The organism is Corynebacterium sp. HMSC059E07 (assembly GCF_001814395.1).
Lineage (GTDB): Bacteria > Actinomycetota > Actinomycetes > Mycobacteriales > Mycobacteriaceae > Corynebacterium > Corynebacterium hesseae.
Genome location: NZ_KV816333.1, coordinates 40,360 through 59,548, shown reverse-complemented (window position 1 = coordinate 59,548; position 19,189 = coordinate 40,360). Strand labels below are relative to the sequence as shown.

General features: G+C 62.8%; 12 protein-coding genes. 6 read left to right on the top strand and 6 right to left on the bottom strand.

Translation table 11 applies throughout. The annotated features are described in order from the left end of the window. On the top strand, nt 1–2,697 hold the full coding sequence (locus HMPREF2967_RS10455; protein ID WP_070686367.1) for an FtsX-like permease family protein: 2,697 nt from the start codon (nt 1–3) through the stop codon (nt 2,695–2,697). 386 nt (nt 2,698–3,083) lie between these two features. Then, the gene (locus tag HMPREF2967_RS10450) at nt 3,084–3,839 is read left to right on the top strand and encodes a M23 family metallopeptidase (protein ID WP_070520656.1); all 756 of its coding nucleotides are present in this window, start codon (nt 3,084–3,086) and stop codon (nt 3,837–3,839) included. Between the two features lie 4 nt (nt 3,840–3,843). On the opposite strand, the gene pcrA is transcribed toward HMPREF2967_RS10450, so the two are convergent. Then, entirely contained in the window at nt 3,844–6,369 is a 2,526-nt protein-coding gene (pcrA, locus tag HMPREF2967_RS10445) for a DNA helicase PcrA (RefSeq protein WP_070686365.1), read from the bottom strand. 121 nt (nt 6,370–6,490) lie between these two features. Between pcrA and HMPREF2967_RS10440 the strand changes: the two genes are divergently transcribed. The 3 genes from HMPREF2967_RS10440 to pgi all read left to right on the top strand — a co-directional run bounded on the left by HMPREF2967_RS10440 (nt 6,491) and on the right by pgi (nt 9,560). Beyond that, nucleotides 6,491–6,853: a chorismate mutase gene (locus HMPREF2967_RS10440; protein ID WP_070686363.1), complete on the top strand. Its 363-nt coding sequence runs from the start codon at nt 6,491–6,493 to the stop codon at nt 6,851–6,853. Between the two features lie 68 nt (nt 6,854–6,921). Then, on the top strand, nt 6,922–7,824 hold the full coding sequence (locus tag HMPREF2967_RS10435; protein WP_070686361.1) for a chymotrypsin family serine protease: 903 nt from the start codon (nt 6,922–6,924) through the stop codon (nt 7,822–7,824). 101 nt (nt 7,825–7,925) lie between these two features. Further along, a complete protein-coding gene (pgi, locus tag HMPREF2967_RS10430) occupies nt 7,926–9,560 on the top strand; it encodes a glucose-6-phosphate isomerase (RefSeq protein WP_070686359.1) in 1,635 nt (544 codons plus the stop codon). A 135-nt stretch (nt 9,561–9,695) separates the two neighbouring features. Here pgi and HMPREF2967_RS10425 read toward each other — a convergent pair whose 3' ends face one another. The 5 genes from HMPREF2967_RS10425 to HMPREF2967_RS10405 all read right to left on the bottom strand — a co-directional run bounded on the left by HMPREF2967_RS10425 (nt 9,696) and on the right by HMPREF2967_RS10405 (nt 18,388). Next, complete coding sequence (locus HMPREF2967_RS10425) at nt 9,696–10,763, bottom strand: HNH endonuclease signature motif containing protein (protein ID WP_070686357.1); 1,068 nt, start codon at nt 10,761–10,763, stop codon at nt 9,696–9,698. Between the two features lie 52 nt (nt 10,764–10,815). Beyond that, nucleotides 10,816–11,229: a YccF domain-containing protein gene (locus tag HMPREF2967_RS10420; protein ID WP_070686355.1), complete on the bottom strand. Its 414-nt coding sequence runs from the start codon at nt 11,227–11,229 to the stop codon at nt 10,816–10,818. 10 nt (nt 11,230–11,239) lie between these two features. Then, entirely contained in the window at nt 11,240–12,061 is an 822-nt protein-coding gene (locus HMPREF2967_RS10415) for a DNA-formamidopyrimidine glycosylase family protein (RefSeq protein WP_070686353.1), read from the bottom strand. 27 nt (nt 12,062–12,088) lie between these two features. Further along, nucleotides 12,089–13,357 (bottom strand): alpha-hydroxy acid oxidase, encoded by a 1,269-nt coding sequence (locus tag HMPREF2967_RS10410; RefSeq protein WP_070597464.1) that lies wholly within the window; start codon nt 13,355–13,357, stop codon nt 12,089–12,091. 87 nt (nt 13,358–13,444) lie between these two features. Then, nucleotides 13,445–18,388, bottom strand: coding sequence for an Lhr family ATP-dependent helicase (locus tag HMPREF2967_RS10405; RefSeq protein WP_070597463.1), 4,944 nt, complete (start codon nt 18,386–18,388; stop codon nt 13,445–13,447). 34 nt (nt 18,389–18,422) lie between these two features. On the opposite strand from HMPREF2967_RS10405, the gene HMPREF2967_RS10400 reads away from it, so the two are divergent. Continuing rightward, the gene (locus HMPREF2967_RS10400; RefSeq protein ID WP_198530301.1) at nt 18,423–19,181 is read left to right on the top strand and encodes a 3'(2'),5'-bisphosphate nucleotidase CysQ; all 759 of its coding nucleotides are present in this window, start codon (nt 18,423–18,425) and stop codon (nt 19,179–19,181) included. Nucleotides 19,182–19,189: the final 8 nt, after the last annotated feature.

Here is a 19,189-nt window from a genome sequence, read left to right as displayed (position 1 = left end):
ATGTCCGGCATTAATGCCGCTACCCGCCCGACGAGGCGTGATCTCAAGCTTCATCCATGGCGCACTCTGGCCGCCGTGATGCTCATTGCCTTGCCGGTGGCCCTAGTCATCGGAATTGCGCTCTTTGATAATTCCTCCGGACGACTCTCCGCAGCCTTGAGCTCGCCCGATCGGTCCCTTCAGGTGAGCAACGAGCGTCAGGACATTGCCAACGAAGACGTTCCCCGCCTGGCCGCCCAGGTGCTGCCAAAAGGCCTCAGCGTCAGCCCGGTCACCACTTTTTCTAGCACGTCACTTATCCATAATGGGAAGTCAACCAACTCCTGGGTAGATCAGTTCGACACAGAGAATCCGCCGGAACCGGCACAGGAGGCCGTCGATAAGTTCAACCTTGGCCCCAACCAGGCAGTTCTGTCGCGTTCGACCGCACGCAAGATCGACGCCTCCGTCGGAGACGTCATCACCGTGCGCACCAACGCCCTCAGCGGCGATCGCCAAGCCACAGTCGCGGCCATTGCTCCCGAAAACTATGACTTTGTCACCTCCCCCACCCTCAATGACGCTCTCAGCGACCCGTCCTTTCAGATACGCACCTCCTGGGTCATCGTGGGTGACACGCCGCTGACCAAAGAGGACGCCGACCGCGCCCATGAAGCTGGGCTGGAAATCTGGGCACCGGAGCTGCGAGATACGGACCGACCCGATTCTGAGTCGGATTCCTTTGGTGGAATCCTGAGCAGCATTCTTTTCGTGCTTTTCTTCTTCGGCCTCTACGCCATCGCCGGATTGCTCATCCTTTTCCTTCTCGCGCCCGTCTTCACGCCGGCTACCGGACGCAATACGCGCCTGTACGCGCTGATGTCGAGCCAGGGTGCATTACCACGCCACATCATGTTCGCAGTGATGGCCTATGGCCTGCTGATGGGACTAATCGGCGCCACCATCGGTGTGATCGTTGGCCTCACGGTCTCGTGGGTGTGGTGGACAGCCCGCTATCCGGACTTTGCTGCACGCCTGCCCTTCCTAGCGATTGCTCTCGCGTGGCTCGTGGCGGTGGCAGGCTGTGTCATTGTCTCCATCGTTCCCGCATGGTTGGCACAACGTGGTGCCCTCTCCGCTGCAATCCAGGGAGCCGCTCCCGACCGCCTGCTGCGCTTTAGGAAGTGGATGGCCATCGGCCCTGCATTCCTGCTTCTCCTCGTGTTATTCAGCTTCACCCCCTGGGGAGAGTACATCCCCACGGTGCTGGCTCTCTTCGGAGTCATCGCGGTTGCCGCGTCTGCCCCGGCCTTGGTCTTCCTGTGCTCCCTGTTGTCTCGCCGAGGCCCGCTCGCGTTGCGCCTTGCCGGGCGTGGCCTGACCCGGCGCAGCATGCATGCCTTGCCGACATCCATTGCTCTCGTATCGGTCTCCTTCACAGCCTCCCTGTTTGGTGTGGGCGTCATGACCGATAGCGCAAAGAGCGTAGCCGAAGAAGCGCTTGTGATGCCGGAGACCACAGCGCTGATTGAGGAGACAACGTTTGACCAACCAACGCAGGTGTCCACGCCGGAAGAACGCGCAGCGGTAGAGGCCATCCAGCAGGCTACCGGTGCTCGCACACACTCCTTCTATGCTTTCCCCTCGTGGACCACGTCTTTTAGCCTTCCTGACGATGGTGAATTCTATGAGCTCAGCACCGAATTTGACTACCAGTGCGAACAGGTCGATCTCAGCAAACCAGTTGAGAGGGCAGTCTTCGTGGACAACCAAGGGCGGCGCACCGATGAGTCCGAAGAGGCCCGTCAAGAGTGCGCGCACGAATTGATGACGACCTTCCCTTATAGCCCGTTGATCTATCAAAGCAGGATGATCCAAGCTGATTCCTCGCAGCTCGAGCTGTGGCAGTTCGACTCGGAAGAGGATCGACGTGCGGCGGCACAAACATTGGAGGCCGGCGGCATCGTGCTCCCCCACAGCAGCCACGTCGGGGACAAGACACACGGCACGGTAACCGTAAAGACGTATAACCGCGTCGACAGTCAAGAGCCAAGCGGAGCCCACAACGCCGATCTGCCAGTTGTTGAGGCCTTGCCTACCGTGGATCGTGACGTGGTCCTGATTAGCCAGCAGGCCGCTCAGAAGCTGAGCATGAAGCCCTTCTACGTAGGCCAGGCCCTGGCGTTGGATGAGGCGCCGAGCGAAACAGAGCGAGAGGAGCTGCGAGACCTAACAGCGAGCGCTTCGCAGTCGCGATACTCACTGGAGTTCGGTGTCTCCTCCCCCGAGAGCTTCCGCTACTACCTCGGCCTAGGAATGGGAATCATCTGCCTCATCGTGCTCGCGCTCATCATCGCCAATGCGGCTAACACCATGCGCCATGAAAGCACCGTGCTGCAGTCGATTGGCGCGCACCCCTCGCTGATGTCCAAGGTAGCCGCGTGGCAAACCTGGATAGTGGCCACCGCAAGCATGCTCTTCGGAGTGATCGCGGGACACCTTGGCACGTTCCTCTTCACTGATAGGTCCGCCTTCACCTTCTCTGAACCCCCACATGGCCTGCGCCCGCAGGACTACTTCACCCCGGATTGGTGGCAGTTCCTCGCCGTGCTTGTTGTGCCGCTCATAGCCGCCGCTATAGCGGCCGCGGTCAATCGCAGCGATAAGACAGCCCCGCTCACCGCACGGGATCGCAGCGAGTCGCGTTCGTTGACCTAGCCTTCGTGGCCCACCGTTCCCCGACCGAGCCTTCGGCCGGGGAACAACTCTTTTCACACCCCCAACCCCTACCCCCATTCTTTAAACCTTCACTTTACCCCTGTAACAATTTTCACTTCTTTCACACACGTAACACGCTGGGCTGTTCGATAGTTTTTCGAACAATTCCTGTATTTACCTGCATTTTTGCGCATTGCGCAGGGTGATAGCACGGGATAGTTTGTATCTCGTTGCCACGGAAGCTCAGCACACGGCCGAAACCGCACCGGCGTGTCGCAGACTTCGAGGCACAACGCGGCTGATATGGCCGCATCCTATCGCTCACAGGCTTTCCGCCGGCTACGACGGCGGAAGCGAGCCACCGCAGGACTTAAGGACGTGAAGTAATGAAGCGCACGCTCAGCGCACTCGCCGCCATGGCGGTCACCACCGCCACCGTGACGGCCCCAGCGTTCGCTGCCGAACCGGCAGCAAGCGTGGATGTCTCCGACGGGTCCAGCCAGGGCCCGACTGCCGACGACGTCGAAGTCAAGGAAGACTCCAAGGCCGACCTCTTCAAAGCATTCTCCGGGCTGCTCGTTTCGACGGCCGGGGCCCTCAACGGGGCATCCACTCCAGAGATCAACTCCACGCAGGACGGCCTCGATATCGTCCTCGACCCCTCCAGCATTCCCGGACTCGCTGAAGCCTTCGCGCCGCAAGGCGATCACTCCGGCCTCACCCCTACCCGCAGCCAGGACGCAAACGGTAACACCGTGGTCTTTCCGACCTCCGGAACCTTCACCTCCGGCTTCGGACCGCGTTGGGGTTCCTTCCACAATGGCATCGACGTGGCGAACCCAATCGGTACGCCCATCTACGCCGTCATGGATGGAGAGGTCATCTCCTCCGGCGCAGCCCAGGGCTTCGGCAACTGGATCCGCATCCAGCACGACGACGGCACCATCACCGTCTACGGCCACATGCCCAGCGACCAGCTGCTGGTCGACGTCGGCGACCGCGTCGAGGCCGGCGACCAAATCTCCGTCATCGGCAACGAGGGCCACTCCACCGGCCCGCACCTGCACTTCGAGGTTCACCCGGGCGGCGGCGCAGCCGTTGACCCGGTGGAGTGGTTCAGCGAGCGCGGCATCCACATCTAAAGCTTTAGAGCTTTTCCATCGGCACACCACCGATGAGCATGAGGCGGACCTTGCCTGCTGAGCCGAAGTCCACGGTGACCGTCGCCCGCGCGCCGGTACCGGAGGCTTCGATGACCGTGCCTAGCCCGTATTTTGCGTGGTTGACACGGTCCCCCACAACTAAATTGAGATGGTTATTCTTCGGCATTGATGTCGCCGAAACTGATTTGCGCGAGCGCTGCGAAGGGGAAGACGCAGCGCTCCGCGAGCCATAGCCGCCGCCACGGGAACGGAAGAACCCGCTATCTGAGCCGAAGGTTCGCCCGTATTGGTAGGAATCATCTCCGCCCCACGCACTGGACAGCGAGCTGTCCGGTTCTTCACGGCGCCAGTCGATGAGGTCCTCAGGGACCTCGGCGAGGAAGCGGCTGGCCGGGTTCGTCACCGGGTTGCCCCAGGACGAGCGGAGAATCGCACGCGTGAGGTAGAGCTGTTCCCTAGCGCGCGTAATGCCCACGTAGGCAAGGCGGCGCTCCTCGCTGAGCTCCTTCGGGTCTCCCAGGGAGCGCATGTGCGGGAATTGGCCATCCTCCCAACCGGTGAGGAAAACGACGGGAAACTCAAGGCCCTTCGCGGTGTGCAGGGTCATCAACGTTACTACCCCGGACTCATGATCTGGAATCTGGTCCGCATCAGCCACGAGCGAAACCTTTTCGAGGAACGCTTGAAGCGAGCCCGGCGCGGCTTCGCCTTCCGAAAGCTCCGGGGCTTCCTCTGCGTCCGCGCCCATAAAGGCCATTTCATTGGCGGCTTCAGAGCTGAACTCGCGGGCCACCGATACCAACTCGTTGAGGTTGTCTAGGCGTGCCCCATCCTGCGGGTCATTGGAGTTTTCCAGCTCCGCGCGGTAGCCGGTGGCGTCCAGAAGCGCGTTGAGCAGCTCCCCCAAATCCGGCTGGCCCGTCACCTCATTGACCATGCCCGGAATCTGTGCGCGCACGCCGTCCATCATCTCGTTGAATTTGGTGACGGCATTGACCGCCCGCGTGCCAAGGCCTGCGACCTTTCCTTCGGCCGCATCACGGAGAGCCGCCCCAAAACTAACGCCAAGGTTCTCCGCATGTAGAGCGATTTGCGCCTGCGCCTTGTCACCGATGGCGCGTTTTGGCACGTTGATGATGCGGCGCAAGCTCACCGTGTCATCCGGATTATCCATAATGCGCAGGTAAGCCACCATGTCCCGGATCTCGCGGCGCTCGTAGAAGCGCGTGCCGCCAACCACCTTGTACGGGATACCCGAGCGCACGAAGATATCTTCCAACGCGCGGGAGGCGTTATTGGTGCGGTACATCACCGCAATATCGGAATACGCCGTGCCTTTATCCGCCAGGGAATCAATTTCTGAGGCGATATACCGCGCCTCGTCGTGCTCGTTATCCGCCACATACCCGACGATCTTGTCGCCTTCGCCGTGGGCGGTCCACAGATTCTTCTCGCGGCGGCCCTCATTCTTCGCAATCACCGCATTCGCCGCGTTCAGGATGGTCTGGGTCGAACGGTAGTTTTGTTCAAGCAGAATCGTGTGCGCTTGCGGGTAGTCCCGCTCGAACTCCTGGATATTCCTGATGGTGGCTCCGCGGAAGGCATAGATCGACTGATCAGAATCACCCACCACACAAAGTTCCGGGGCATCCGGCGGCAGCTCGCCCCTGCCCACCAAGGCCGAAACGAGCGCGTACTGCGCGTGGTTGGTGTCCTGGTATTCGTCGATAAGCACATGCTTAAAGCGGCGGCGATAAAACTCCACCACCTGCGGGTGCTGGTTAAAGATGCGCACCACTTCCCCGATGAGGTCATCGAAGTCCACCGCGTTCGCGGCACGCAGGCGGCGCTGATACTCCTCGTACACGCTCGCCACAGTAAGTTCGAAAGGATTCTTCGTCCGCTCCGCCTCCGCCCGGGCCTGCTCCGGGGAAATGAGCTCATTCTTGCGGTTCGAGATCTGGTTAGCCAAAACACGCGCCGAGTACTTCTTCAGGTCCAGCTGCATATCTTTTGCAATCATGGTGAGCAGCCGGCGCGCATCATCACCGTCATAGATGGTGAAATTGGTGTTCAACCCCGGCACCAGCTGGGCGTTATTGCGCAAGATACGCACACAGATGGAGTGGAAGGTAGACACCCACATTCGCTCTGCGACGGGGCCGACAAGCTGGCCCACGCGCTCCTTCATCTCCGCGGCTGCCTTGTTAGTAAAGGTGATGGCAAGGATCTGCCACGGAGCGACCCCGCGCTCGCGCATAAGGTACGCAATGCGTCGGGTCAGCACCGCGGTCTTACCCGAGCCCGCGCCGGCCACGATGAGCAACGGCGAACCTGAATGCGTCACGGCCTCTTCCTGTTGCGGGTTTAAACCTTCCAGCAGAGGATCATTTCCTTGGCTGGAAGGGGCATCCGCGTTGTGCCCGGGCGCGGGAAACAGGCCACCGGCGGAGGTGTCGGCGGAAGGATCAGACGAAGAACGAGGCCTAAACGGAGAAGTGTTGTTCATAATGCTCTCCAACCTACTAGCACCACCGGACATTGCCGTCCACGCCGCTTCTTATCGACGAATACCGACGTCACGGCACGCGATTCCCGTTTGTCTTAGCGTGGTGGCACAATCTTCACTCATGAGCGCTTCACATCCTGACACCGCAGATTCGGGCTTAAACCCCGAGCACCAAGACCCCAACGTCGTGGACAACGGCCTCGACATTCGCATGCCCTCGGGCACGGATGACCCGCTCAGCGATGCTGAGATTCAGCGCTACCGCGAGGAGATCAACCGCCTCGACCGCGTGATCCTCGACGCTATTAAGCGCCGCACCGATATTTCCCGCACGATTGGTAAGACGCGCATGAGCTCGGGCGGTACCCGTTTGGTACACACCCGCGAAATTGCCATCCTCAATGAGTTCCGCGACGAGCTTGGCGAGGAGGGCCCCGCGATTGCCTCTGCCCTGCTGCGGTTGGGGCGCGGCAAGCTCGGCTAATCTAGCACCAACTCGGACTAATCCCCAACGCACGCGCACCTGAACTAGCGGTGTTTTAAGCTCTCAGCATGCATGTGTCCTCTCGCCCCGCTGTTGTTCTCACCGCAGCTGTCACTGCCTTAGTTTTGACCGCCTGCGGCAGCTTTTCTTCACCTGAGACCTCAAATTCCGCTACTCCACTCGACCATCCCTCCGTCAGCGACTCCGAACGCAGACAAGGTTCCGGAGCATCCGGAACAACGCAAGGCTTCGAGGAGGTCCTCGACGGCGATGCGATCTGGGATAACTCCACTGAAATCCCCCATGCAGAGTTGCTTGAGCCCCGCAATAACTTGTACAACGCACTAAAAGCCGACTACTACATGGACGTGGGAGTATTGACGCTGGGTGCGGCTATCTATAACCGCACGAATGATGGCCGGTGCTCTACCGGTCATTTCGCCGGCGATGGGCAGCGCCTCTTTATCCTTACCGCCGGACACTGCGGGGACAAGGGCGACAGCTTCTACTATGAAGATCGCTCCGGCAGCGAGGTAGAGATAGGCCAGATGGTAATGAAGGCCAGCAACACCAACACAGATAGCATCAGCTCGGCCGACATTGCGCTGATCGAAGTGTCCAACCCCGACGCCGAAGTATCTACCTCACCGGCGCTCAATGCGCCTTTAGCCGGATGGATGAGCCTGGAAGAAATCACGCGAAAGAAGCCCACGTTGTGCTTTGCCGGTTCCACAGCAGGCATTGCCTGCGACCCTTTCATCGACCGATTCGGTGATCAAGGGCTTTTCATCTTCGGCAGCTACAGCGATACCGGTGATAGCGGTGGTCCTGTCTACGCCTCCATCGACGGCAAACTATATGCAGCAGGGGTCGTGTCCTTTGGCGACTATCACGATTACTCCGGCTCCGAGACGGGCGCCATGGAGATCGCAAACACAATGAAGCAATTCGGCCTCAAGCTTTACGCCTAGCTCAACCCAGCGCAGCCTTCTGTCTCGGCACCGAAGAGATTTCTGGACTACGGTGGACACAGTAAGTTTCATGTCTGCTACCTGCCAGAAAGGCTTTTGCAATGGACATCACCGCTCAGCCGCAGTGGGCCGCGCTCACCTCGCTTTTTGAGAGCAAGAAGGACCTCAACCTGCGTGAGCTTTTTGCCAACTCCGCTTCCCGCGCCGCAGACTTTTCTTTCGATGCTGCGGGCCTGCACGTGGACCTGTCGAAGAACCTCATCGATGAGAAAGTCGTCACCGCTTTGGTGGATCTTGCCCGCGCCGCGGACGTCGAGGGCCGCCGCGACGCCATGTTCACCGGCGAGCACCTCAACAACACCGAGGACCGTGCTGTGCTGCACACCGCGCTGCGCCTGCCTGTGGAGAAGGACTTGAGCGTCGACGGCCAAGACATCGCCGCCGACGTCCACGAGGTTCTGGGCCGCATGCGTGACTTCGCCACTGCGCTGCGCTCCGGTGCGTGGCTGGGGCATACGGGCCACACCATCAAGAAGGTCGTCAACATCGGCATCGGCGGTTCCGACTTGGGCCCCGCGATGGCTGCCAAGGCGCTGCGTTCCTACGAGGTAGCGGGTATCAGCGCGGAGTTCGTTTCTAACGTCGACCCGGCGGATCTCGCCGCTACTCTCGACGGTCTCGACGCCGGCTCCACCCTCTTCATCGTGGCCTCCAAGACCTTCACCACCCAGGAAACCCTGGCCAACGCTCACGCCGCACGCCGCTGGCTGATTGAGCAGTTTGATGGTGATGAGTCGGCCGTCGCCAAGCACTTCGTTGCCGTTTCCACCAACGCGGAGAAGGTCGCGGAGTTCGGCATCGACCCCCAGAACATGTTTGGCTTCTGGAACTGGGTGGGCGGCCGCTACTCCGTTGATTCCGCTATTGGCCTGTCGCTCATGTGCACCATCGGCCCACTGGACTTCATGCGTTTCCTCGAGGGCTTCCACGCCATGGACGAGCACTTCCGCACTGCGCCTCTGGAGCAGAACGTGCCGGTGCTCATGGGCCTGCTCGGCGTTTGGTACTCCAACTTCTTTGGCGCGCAGACCCACGCGGTGCTGCCTTACTCCGAGGACCTCGGACGCTTCCCGGCCTACCTGCAGCAGCTGACTATGGAGTCCAACGGCAAGTCCGTGCGCCGCGACGGCACCGCTGTCACCACCGGCACCGGTGAGATTTACTGGGGCGAGCCGGGCACCAATGGCCAGCACGCCTTCTTCCAGCTCATGCACCAAGGCACCCGCCTCATCCCGGCGGACTTCATCGGCTTTGCTCGCCCGAAGGAGGACTTCCCCACCGCGGACGGCACCGGTTCGATGCATGACCTGCTCATGGGTAACTTCTTCGCACAGACCAAGGTGCTGGCTTTTGGTAAGACGGCGGAAGAGATTGCCGCCGAGGGAGTGGACCCGGCTGTGGTCCCGCACAAGGTAATGCCGGGCAACCGCCCATCCACCACGATCCTGGCGGAGGAGCTCACCCCGCAGGCCCTCGGCGCACTCATCGCACTATACGAGCACATCGTCTTCACCCAGGGCATCATCTGGGACATCAACTCCTTCGACCAGTGGGGTGTGGAGCTGGGCAAGCAGCAGGCCAATGACCTGGCACCGGCAGTCTCCGGTAAGGAGGAGGCCGCATCCGGCGACGGCTCCACCGATGCTCTGATCGGTTGGTACCGCAACCACCGCTAAGCACTGCTTGGCGACGTCCCCCCCCGGCCGAACGGTCGGGGGTTCACCCGTTTTTAGCGGGCAATCGACGTGCGGGATCGCCAAGGCCGCGGATGCCCTGTGGGCGTCCGCGTGTCCTTTGTATTTCGTGTCGGTTTACCCGCCGGGCGGTCCGAGTCCGCGTTGCGCGGCTTGATATGCCACTTGAGCGGTGATTGGTTCTCCCCAGGGCGGGATGTAGTCCACACCGCCGCGAATCCTAAACACGTAGCCAGCACCTGTTGGTTTCTCTGGGTCGTCATCATTGACGCCGTTGTGATAGGCACACAACATTGTCAGATTCGGTGGATCGGTGGTACCTCCTGCTTTCCACGGCACTAGGTGATGCACCTGGGCATAATCAGCAGGCTTATTACAGCCCTTCCTGGCACAGGTGGGATGCTCGGCGCTGGCCATCATGCGCTGCTCAAACCCGGCTAAACGCTTCATCCGGTGCAGCCACACCGGCCCGATCGTGGGGTGGATGAGGGTTACGTAGCCGATCTCGGCGAACTTGTAGTTCAGAAACTCCGCGCCGGTCATCCGGCCGCCATTGGTTAGTTCGAGCACGATGTCATCGCCGTCGCCGTTCACAATCTTGTCGAGCTTGTCCAAGGTGACGACCACGCTGGTGAGCACCGCCGGTTTGGTTCCGCCGTGGGATTTATTGAAGAAGACGTGGTTGGCTGCTTCCAGCAGATTGCTCTGGTTGATGGATTCCAGCACGCCGCGCATCTCAGTGACGGTCAGAGGGTCATCAGTAATGGTCAGCGAGTGCGGCCCATCAGCACGGTAGGTCATGCGCACCCCAGGCGTAGGAATACGTTTAGGCTTGAGCTCCTTTAAGCGTTTTGCCGCCACGGCTGGGATGTTCGGCGCCGGTGTGCCGGCCAGCTTGACCCGTAGGTTCCAGGCATGCAGCTGGTTCTTCAGCTTCTTCGTGTAGGCCTCGATGAGGCTCAGCGTGGCCAGGTCATGGCCTTGTTCGGCGGCTCGGCTGCGGGCCGTGCGTTGCTTACCCGTGAACTTGGTGGCTCCGAAGTAGATGTAGTTTAAGCGCGCCATTTCGGCGGCGTCGGCTGATGAAGCGCCGAGTGCGCGTAATCGCTTCTCGCCTCCTACCGCTTGCTTCACCAGTGTGATCCCCGAGTTGCGGTAGGAGAAATAGGTTTCTAAATCCCCCATGACTCAGCACACTAAACCACCCTGAGCTACCCCGCAACCGGAGACAGAAACGCTAGAGCTTAATCATCGATTCCCAGCCAAAGGGGATGCGGTCAGAGTCCACGATCTTGCGGCCGAACGGGAAGCACGTCACCGGGATCATCTTCAGGTTGGCCAGAGCCACCGGGATGCCCACAATGGTCACGGCCTGCGCCGCTGCAGTGGTGACGTGGCCAATAGCCAACCACAGGCCAGCGACAAGGAACCAGACAACGTTAGAGAACCGAGACATGCCACCGGTACCTTTGACCGGTTGAATGACGGAGCGCCCGAAAGGCCACAGCGCGAAATTCGCCATACGCATCGAGGCCACACCGGCAGGAATCGTCACGACGGGGATGCAGGCCAGGATGCCTAGGAGAAAGTAGCCCAGTGCGAGGACAAGGCCACCAGTTGCCAACCAGATGATGTTCAAAATGATCTTCATGCATCCCAGCCTAGCGACGCGGCTGGCAGTGTGGGCACCACCAGATGACGCGCTCCAACTCTCCTTCGTCGCCGCCGGCGTCCACTCCACCCAGCGTGGACTTCTCAATGAGCATTCCGCAGCGCCGGCAGCGTTGACGGTTGCGCCCGAAGACATAGGTGGTCTCCCCTGCCCTTTTCACGCCGGTGGTCACCCGTACCGGGGAATCGCGGTTGGCCCAGATGAGGCGACGGGAGATGGTGAGGATCTGGGGGACGTCGACAAGCGCTACAGGTGTTGCTGGATGAACGCCGGCCAGGAAGCAGATCTCGGCGCGGTATTCGTTGCCCAAGCCCGCCACGTTGCGCTGGTCCAAGAGTGCGGCGCCGATGCTGCGTTGGGGGCGCGACTCGATGCGGCGAACGGCCTCCTCGAATCCGCCTTCTTCCCATTCTGGCGCGAGGATGTCGGGGCCTAGGTACGCCATGCGCTGCTCAAACTCGCGGGCTGGAAAGACCTCGACCAGCCCTAGCCAATGCCCTACCAACTCAAAATCACGCGGGGTGTTCTCCATCTGCAGCACCACGCGTGCGCTGTGACCGGGCTTGCGCCAGCGGTCCCCGGCATAGTGGATGGCCCACGTGCCCTCCATCTTGAGGTGGGTATGCAGGATGAGCTCGCCGCCGAAATCCATGAAGAGGTGCTTGCCATAGGGCCAGACCTCCTCGCACACCAGCCCGTCGAAGCGCACGGTGGCATAGCGCGGCACGCGCAGGGAGGAGGAGGTCACGCGCCGGCCTTCCATGAACTGCAGCCGGTTCGACAGCTGCAGTATGGAATCACCCTCAGGCACAGCAGAACCTCCTCACCAAACGGGTGCCTACTCTACCGGCGTATCCTTTCCCGCACCGAATGCCAGCGCACCCGGCTCCCACGGGGTGACCACGTGATGGCGAGACAGGTCTTCGATCCTCTTCACGCCGAGCAGCTGGAGGGTGTTCTTGAACTCTTCCGCCAACAGCTCAATGACGCGGTCCACGCCTTCCTTGCCGCCGGCCATCAACCCGTAGAGGTAGGCACGGCCGATAAGGACGAAGTCCGCCCCCAGAGCCAGCGCAATGGCGATGTCGACGCCGGACATCACACCGGAGTCGTAGATGATTTCCACGTCGGGTCCCACCTCTGCGCGCACGGCCTCAAGGGCCTGGAGGGTATTGACCACGCGGTCGAGCTGGCGCCCGCCGTGGGAGGAGACCACGATGCCATCGGCGCCAAGATCGATGACCTTGCGTGCATCTTCTGGGTTGACGATTCCCTTGACGAAGAGCTTGCCCGTCCACTGCTTGCGAATCCACGCCAGGTCCTCGAAGTTGAGGCCTGGATCAAACATGGTGTTGACCAGCTCGCCCAGGGTGCCCGTGGTCGAGGTCAACGACGCGAAGGTGACCGGGTCCGTGGTGAGGAAGTTGAACCACCACTCGGGGCGCCACGCGGCATCGAAGACCGTGCCGGCGGTCAGGTGCGGCGGGATGCGCATGCCGTTGCGGGTATCGCGCAGGCGCTGGCCCGCCACGGGCGTGTCCACGGTAACCACGAGGGTGTCATAACCGTTGGCGGCAGCACGCTCGATGAGTTCTTGGCAGGCAGAGTGGTCCTTCCACAGGTAGAGCTGGAACCAACGACGCCCGCTATTGCCTTGGGACGCCGCGACCTCCTCCACCGAGCGCGTACCCATCGTGGAGAGCGTGAACGGGATGCCTGCGTCGCGGGCGGCTTGGGAACCAGCGTCCTCGCCTTCGGCATGCATGAAGCGGGTAAAGCCGGTCGGCGCGATGCCGAAGGGCAATGCTGCCGGCTCGCCGGCGATCTCGGTGTTTAAGGAGATGTCGTGCGCGCCATTGAGCACGTTGGGCATGAGGCGAACGTCGCGGAAGAAATCGCGGGATTCGCGGTAGCTGACCTCATCGCGGGCTGCACCATCGACGTAGTCAAAGGCCGCCTTCGGGGTGCGGCGCTTGGCAATCTTGCGCAGATCCCACACATCAGCGGCCTCTGCCAGGCGTGCTGCCCGGCGGTCGAGGTTGGGTGCTTCGAACCGCATGAGGTTCTTGAGCTCGGACACGTTGGGCAGTTGGCGCTTCAGCCGCATGAAAACAAGACTCCTTTTCTATTGGGCTATCAGCTTTTGAGGTTAGACCCATGAAAAGCCCGTGGGCTAAATGAAGGTGAATATCATTCAGCGGCGTCGACGGCGCGGGCGGAAACCACCTAGGCTGCCCGGTGCAGTCGATGGGCCACCAGACTCAGTGGAATCCTCCGGATCATCGAAGGTGAGCTCCTCCATCGCCTCGACAGCACGGCGCCCACCGCGACGTGCGGGACGGTAAGACTCGGCGGAGCGCGCGGCTTCTCCAGATTGGCCGTGCTGTCCTGCACGGCCGGAAGAGGCGGTGTGGGCAGCCCCCGTAATCCGCACGCCCTTTGGAGTTAGTGCTGCGCCCAGTGCGCGCAGCTCGCCGCCGAGCTTTGAATCGAAGATGGGCCGCCCATTCGCCTTTTCAATAACCACCTTGTTCAAGCGCCCGGCGGCAACCAGCTCGTTGAGGCCTGCAAGCACTGCGGCTAGTACCTCGGTGCGCTCGATGCCCTCGGGCAGAGCGTTGAAGAACGTGGTCAGCGTCTTTCCCCCGCGGGTCAGGTGCGCCACCGGCAAGCCATCCATGAGCACCACCAAGGCACCCGCGGCGCGGGTCGGGCGGGCTGCGGATTCGCCGGCGTCGGTAGTGGGCCACGACAGCGCCGCGCCATAGGGGTTGGCCGGGTCGGTCGCGGCAAGGACATAGGCCTGCGGCTCGCGGGTGCCGGAGGGCCAGCCCGTGACGTCGGGGGAATCATCCACCCCACGCAGGCGATCAATGACCGCGGGCGTGGAGAACTGCGCGGCCCCCAAGCCTTCAATGACGTAGCCGCGCATGGCCTTGCCGGATTCCTCAAAACCGGAGAGCACCTTATAAGCCAGAGCGAAACCTCCCAGGACGTCCTCGGCCACCACGGATCCGCGGGTGAGCACGCCGTAGCGGTCCAGCCAGGCCTCGCCGTGCGCGATGGAACGCGACGTCGCATCCGTGGCGGCGGGCACGGACAGCGACCACCGCCCCACCACGTCTGGTGCGGCCTGCGCACCAGACACATTGAGCGATTGCGCAAAGGAAGTGCGCCCCATGCGCAGTCGCGAACGCGATGGTCTGCGCCGCGCGCGATGCGCCGCACGCCCAGCGGGACCGCCTGCGGCAAGGTGGGCCCGGATAGGAGCGAAGGAATCGGGGCTGACTAGGCCAGCCTCCACCAGTCCCCAGAGGGCCTCGCGAACCTCCTCGGGCGTACCGCTCAGCTGCGGTTGAATATCGGAGATAAGATAGCTGCCGCCGCCCTGTAAGGCCTCGAGCAGCTGGGTTTGCAGCATGGACAAGCCCACCTCCTCTGCAGAAACCTGCGGGGCGAGCTGTGCGGCATAGTCCGCCGGTAGCAGCATGATCCAGGGGTCGTTCGAGCCAGCCTTGCCCGCGCCCACGATAAGGACCTCGCCGCCGGTGGTCAGCTCATCGAGCATCGTCGGCGAATAGTCCCCTACACGCGCAGGCAAGATGAGGCTCTCCCAGGCAGAGGCTGGCAGGCGCACCCCGGCCAGCTGCTCGATGACCGCAAAGACGCCGTCCACCCCGCGCAGCACCGGGCGCCGGCCCACCGCCGCCACCTGCTGCCAGTCAGGGAGGAAACGCCCAAAGGCCGCAGGCGAAACCGGCTGCGTGGCCGCCCGCGCGGCCGCCAGCGAGCGCGATCGGATGACCTTGAGCACCTCCGCCGCGCAGTACTCCTGCTCCTCCACGCCCTGCCGGTAGTGCCCAGCCAGGATGGAGTCCAGCCCATTGAGCGTGGAATGCGTCACCGCGGCCGACAGGCCAAAGGCCTCCTGCACATCGCGCGCCACAAAGGGCCCGCGCGTGCGCGCCCAGCGGCTGACTAACTGATCCAGGGCGTCGGTAATCGTGGCCTGCTGGGCGGGGATGCCGGGCGGGACGGGGATGCCCAGGCCGTCGCGAAGCAGCGGCGCATCAAGCGCCTGGGCCACGTGCTCGCGGCCGTTGATGCGCACCCGCATGATCCGCGCACCGAGCGCATCGAGTGCACTCAATGGCACCGTGGCGTGCGCGCCGAACTCCTCGACCGGGATGGGGCCCAGCACGCGCAGCAGGTCCGCGACCTCCTCGGTGGTCCGCGCCTGGCGTTCTACAGTGGTGCGCTGCAGCTGGGCGTGGACTTCAGCAATAACTTCAGCGGAGAGAAGCTCGCGCAGCTCCACCGTGCCCAGAAGCTTCGCCAACAGCGCGGGGTCTAGGGCCAAGGCCGCCGCGCGCTTTTCCGCCAGGGGCGAGTCCCCCTCGTACATGAACGCGCCGGTGTAGTTAAACAGCAGCGAGGACGCGAAAGGTGAGGGCTGCTCCGTGGTGACCTCCGCGATGCGAATGCGGCGGTGCGCCAGCTCCCGCATGACCTCCGTCAACGCCGGCAGGTCATAGACATCCTGCACGCACTCGCGCACAGTCTCCAGGATGATGGGGAAAGAGGGGTAGTTGCGGGCGACGTCGAGAAGCTGCTCCGCGCGCTGGCGCTGCTGCCACAAGGGCGCGCGCTTGCCCGGGTTGCGCCGCGGCAGCAGGAGAGCTCGCGCCGCGCATTCCCTAAACCGGGAGGCAAAAAGCGCGGAGTTGCCCACCTGCTCGGTGACGGTGTCCGCGATCTCATCGGCGTCGAAAAGAAAGAGCGCGGCATCCGGATCCGCCTCGCCCTGCGGCAAGCGCAGCACGATGCCGTCATCGCCCGCCACGGCCTGTGCATCCATCCCGGTACGCTCCGCCACACGCTGTCCCACCGCCAGCGCCCACGCCGCATTCACCGGCCGGCCAAACGGGGTGTGCAACAGCACGCGCCAATCCCCCAGCTCGTCCGTGAAGCGCTCCAGCAGAAGTGTCTTCTCATCCGGGATGAGCCCGGTGGCCTCGTTCTGTTCCTGCAGGTAGGCGGCGATATTGCGCCGCGCGTTCTCATCCGCATACCGCACCACCGACGGGTCCGCGTGTGCCTCCCGCCGAAATGCGCCCAGCGCCTTGCCCAGCTCATAGGGCCGCCCAGCTTGGTCACCGTTCCAGAAAGGCAAACGCCCGGTGTGCCCCGGCGCAGGGCTAACGAGCACTTGGTCGCGCGTGATCTCCTCCACGCGCCAGCTCGTCGCGCCGAGGGTGAAAATATCTCCCACCCGGGTTTCATAGACCATTTCCTCATCGAGCTCACCCACGCGGCGCGGCGCGGAACCGGCCTCACCAGTACCCACCAGGAAGACGCCGAACATGCCGCGGTTCGGGATGGTGCCGCCGTTGGTCACCGCCACGCGCTGCGCGCCGGGGCGCGGGGTGAGGATGCCTGTCACGCGGTCATAGACCACACGGGGTTTGAGCTCTGCAAAATCCGTCGACGGGTACACGCCGCTGATCAGGTCCAGAACGGAGTCAAAAACCTCGCGCGCCAAATCCTTATAGGGCCAGGCGCGGCGCACGGTGTCGTACCAACTGTCGGCCTCGAGTCCCTCGCTCGTGCCCGCGCTTGCCGACGCCACCACCGCCGCTACCGTCTGCTGTGCCAAGACATCCAACGGGTTGCGCGGGGTGTGCATCTCCTCGATGAGGCCCTCCTCCATGCGGGCGACTGTGAGTGCTGATTGCACGAGGTCCGCGCGGTGCTTGGGATAGAAGGAACCATGGGAGACCGCGCCGACGGAGTGCCCGGCGCGGCCCACGCGCTGCAGACCAGAAGCCACCGAGGGTGGGGATTCCACCTGCACCACCAGCTCCACCGCGCCCATGTCGATGCCCAGCTCCAGGGAGCTCGTGGCCACAACGGCTTTGAGCGTGCCTTCCTTGAGCATCGTCTCCGTCAGCGCGCGCTCATCCTTGGACACCGAACCGTGGTGCGCGCGGGCAATAACGGCAGGTGCCTTCCCGGCAACGTCCACCTGTTTCATCAGCTGGGCTGGGTCGCGCCGGGTCGCTGGGCTCAAGGATTCCGGATCGTGCTCCTGGGCATAAAGCTCGTTGAACCGGCTAGTAAGCCGCTCGGCGGTGCGACGGGAATTAACAAAGACGAGCGTGGAGCGCTGCTCCATAATTTCGGCGTAGAGCTCTTCTTCGATGAAGGGCCAGATGGACTTCGCCGTGGGCAGGGCGGAGTCTCCTACCCCGCTCTCTTCCTTGCGTTGCGCGTTTACGCGCAACGCGTCTTGGGGGCCTTGGGTGATGCCCAGGGGGTCGTCGACAGTCGCCTCCCCGATGGGCGAGCCTTGCTCCGGGGTGGGCAGGTCCGACATGTCTTCGACCGGCACGTGGACGTCGAGCTGCCAGCGCTTCTTCGCGGGCGGGGCGATGATGTCCACGGGACGGTCGCCGCCCAAGAAGTTCGCGACAGCACTCAGCGGCCGCACCGTGGCGGAGAGCCCGATGCGCTGGAACTCCCCGGCGATGAGCCCGAGGCGCTCCAAAGTCAGCGCCAGGTGCACGCCGCGCTTGGTGCCGGCCAGCGCGTGGATCTCATCGATGATGACGGTATCCACGGTCTTCAGAATCCCCGCCGCTTTGGATGTGAGCATGAGGTAGGCCGACTCCGGCGTGGTGATGAGGATGTCCGGGGGCTTGCGCACCTGGCGAGCCCGCTCTGCCTGCGAGGTATCCCCCGAGCGCACGCCGACGGTAATATCCGGCACCTCCAGGCCCAGCCGCTCGGCGGTGCGGGCAATGCCGTTGAGCGGGGCACGCAGATTATTCTCAACGTCCACGCCCAAAGCCTTGAGCGGTGAGATATACAGCACTCTCACGCCATCATGAGCTCCCTCGCGGGAGGGTTCATTGCTCAGCGGCAGCGCGGTCTGGCCTTCGCGCTCCACCAAAGAATTCAGCGCCCACAGAAATGCCGCGAGCGTCTTACCAGAGCCGGTCGGTGCCACAACCAGCGCATTCGCACCACCGGAAATCGCCTCCCATGCCTGCTCTTGGACGGGGGTGGGGGCGGCGAAAACGTCCTGGAACCACCCGGCCACCTGTGGGCGAAACTTCGCCAGAACGTTTTTAGACATGCCCTACTGTATCGCGCGCGCTAATCTGGTCACTATGACCGTTGAGATTTCTGATTCCCGTCTAACCAACTCCCTCGCCGATGGCTGCGGCGAAATCCTCAAAGGCGTGCGCAACGGTGGCCTGCTGCGCGGCTTGGCGCTGGGTGATGCCGGCGATGAGGCCGCTCAGGAGTGGATCTCCCGCGTCCTTGAGCAGCACCGTCCCAAGGACGGCGTCCTGTCGGAAGAGGCTGCCGATGACTTGAGCCGTCTAAAGAAGGAACGCGTGTGGATCATCGACCCGCTCGACGGCACCAAGGAATTCGCTACCGGCCGCCAGGACTGGGCCGTCCACATCGCGCTGGTGGAAAACGGCACCCCCATCCACGCGGCCGTCGGCATGCCGGACATGGGCGTGACCTTTAAGTCCTCCGACGTGCGCGCGGTGACCGGCCCGCTGTCGAAGAAGTTTGTGGTTTCCCGCAACCGTCCGCCGAAGGTTGCGGATTACGTCGCGGAGAAGATGGGCTTTGAGACCGTCGGCGTGGGCTCCGCAGGTGCGAAGGCGATCCACGTGCTCTTGGGCGACTATGACGGCTACATCCATGCCGGCGGCCAGTACGAGTGGGACCAGGCCGCCCCGGTGGGCGTGGCTTTGGCCGCGGGCCTGCACTGCTCGCGCCTGGATGGCTCCCCGATCAAATTCAACAATGAGGACACCTTCATCCCGGATCTTTTGATCTGCCGCCCGGAGCTGGCAGAGGAGATTCTGGAACACGCCGCCGCCTACGCGGAGGCCAACGGCGGGTACTAACCCCACGC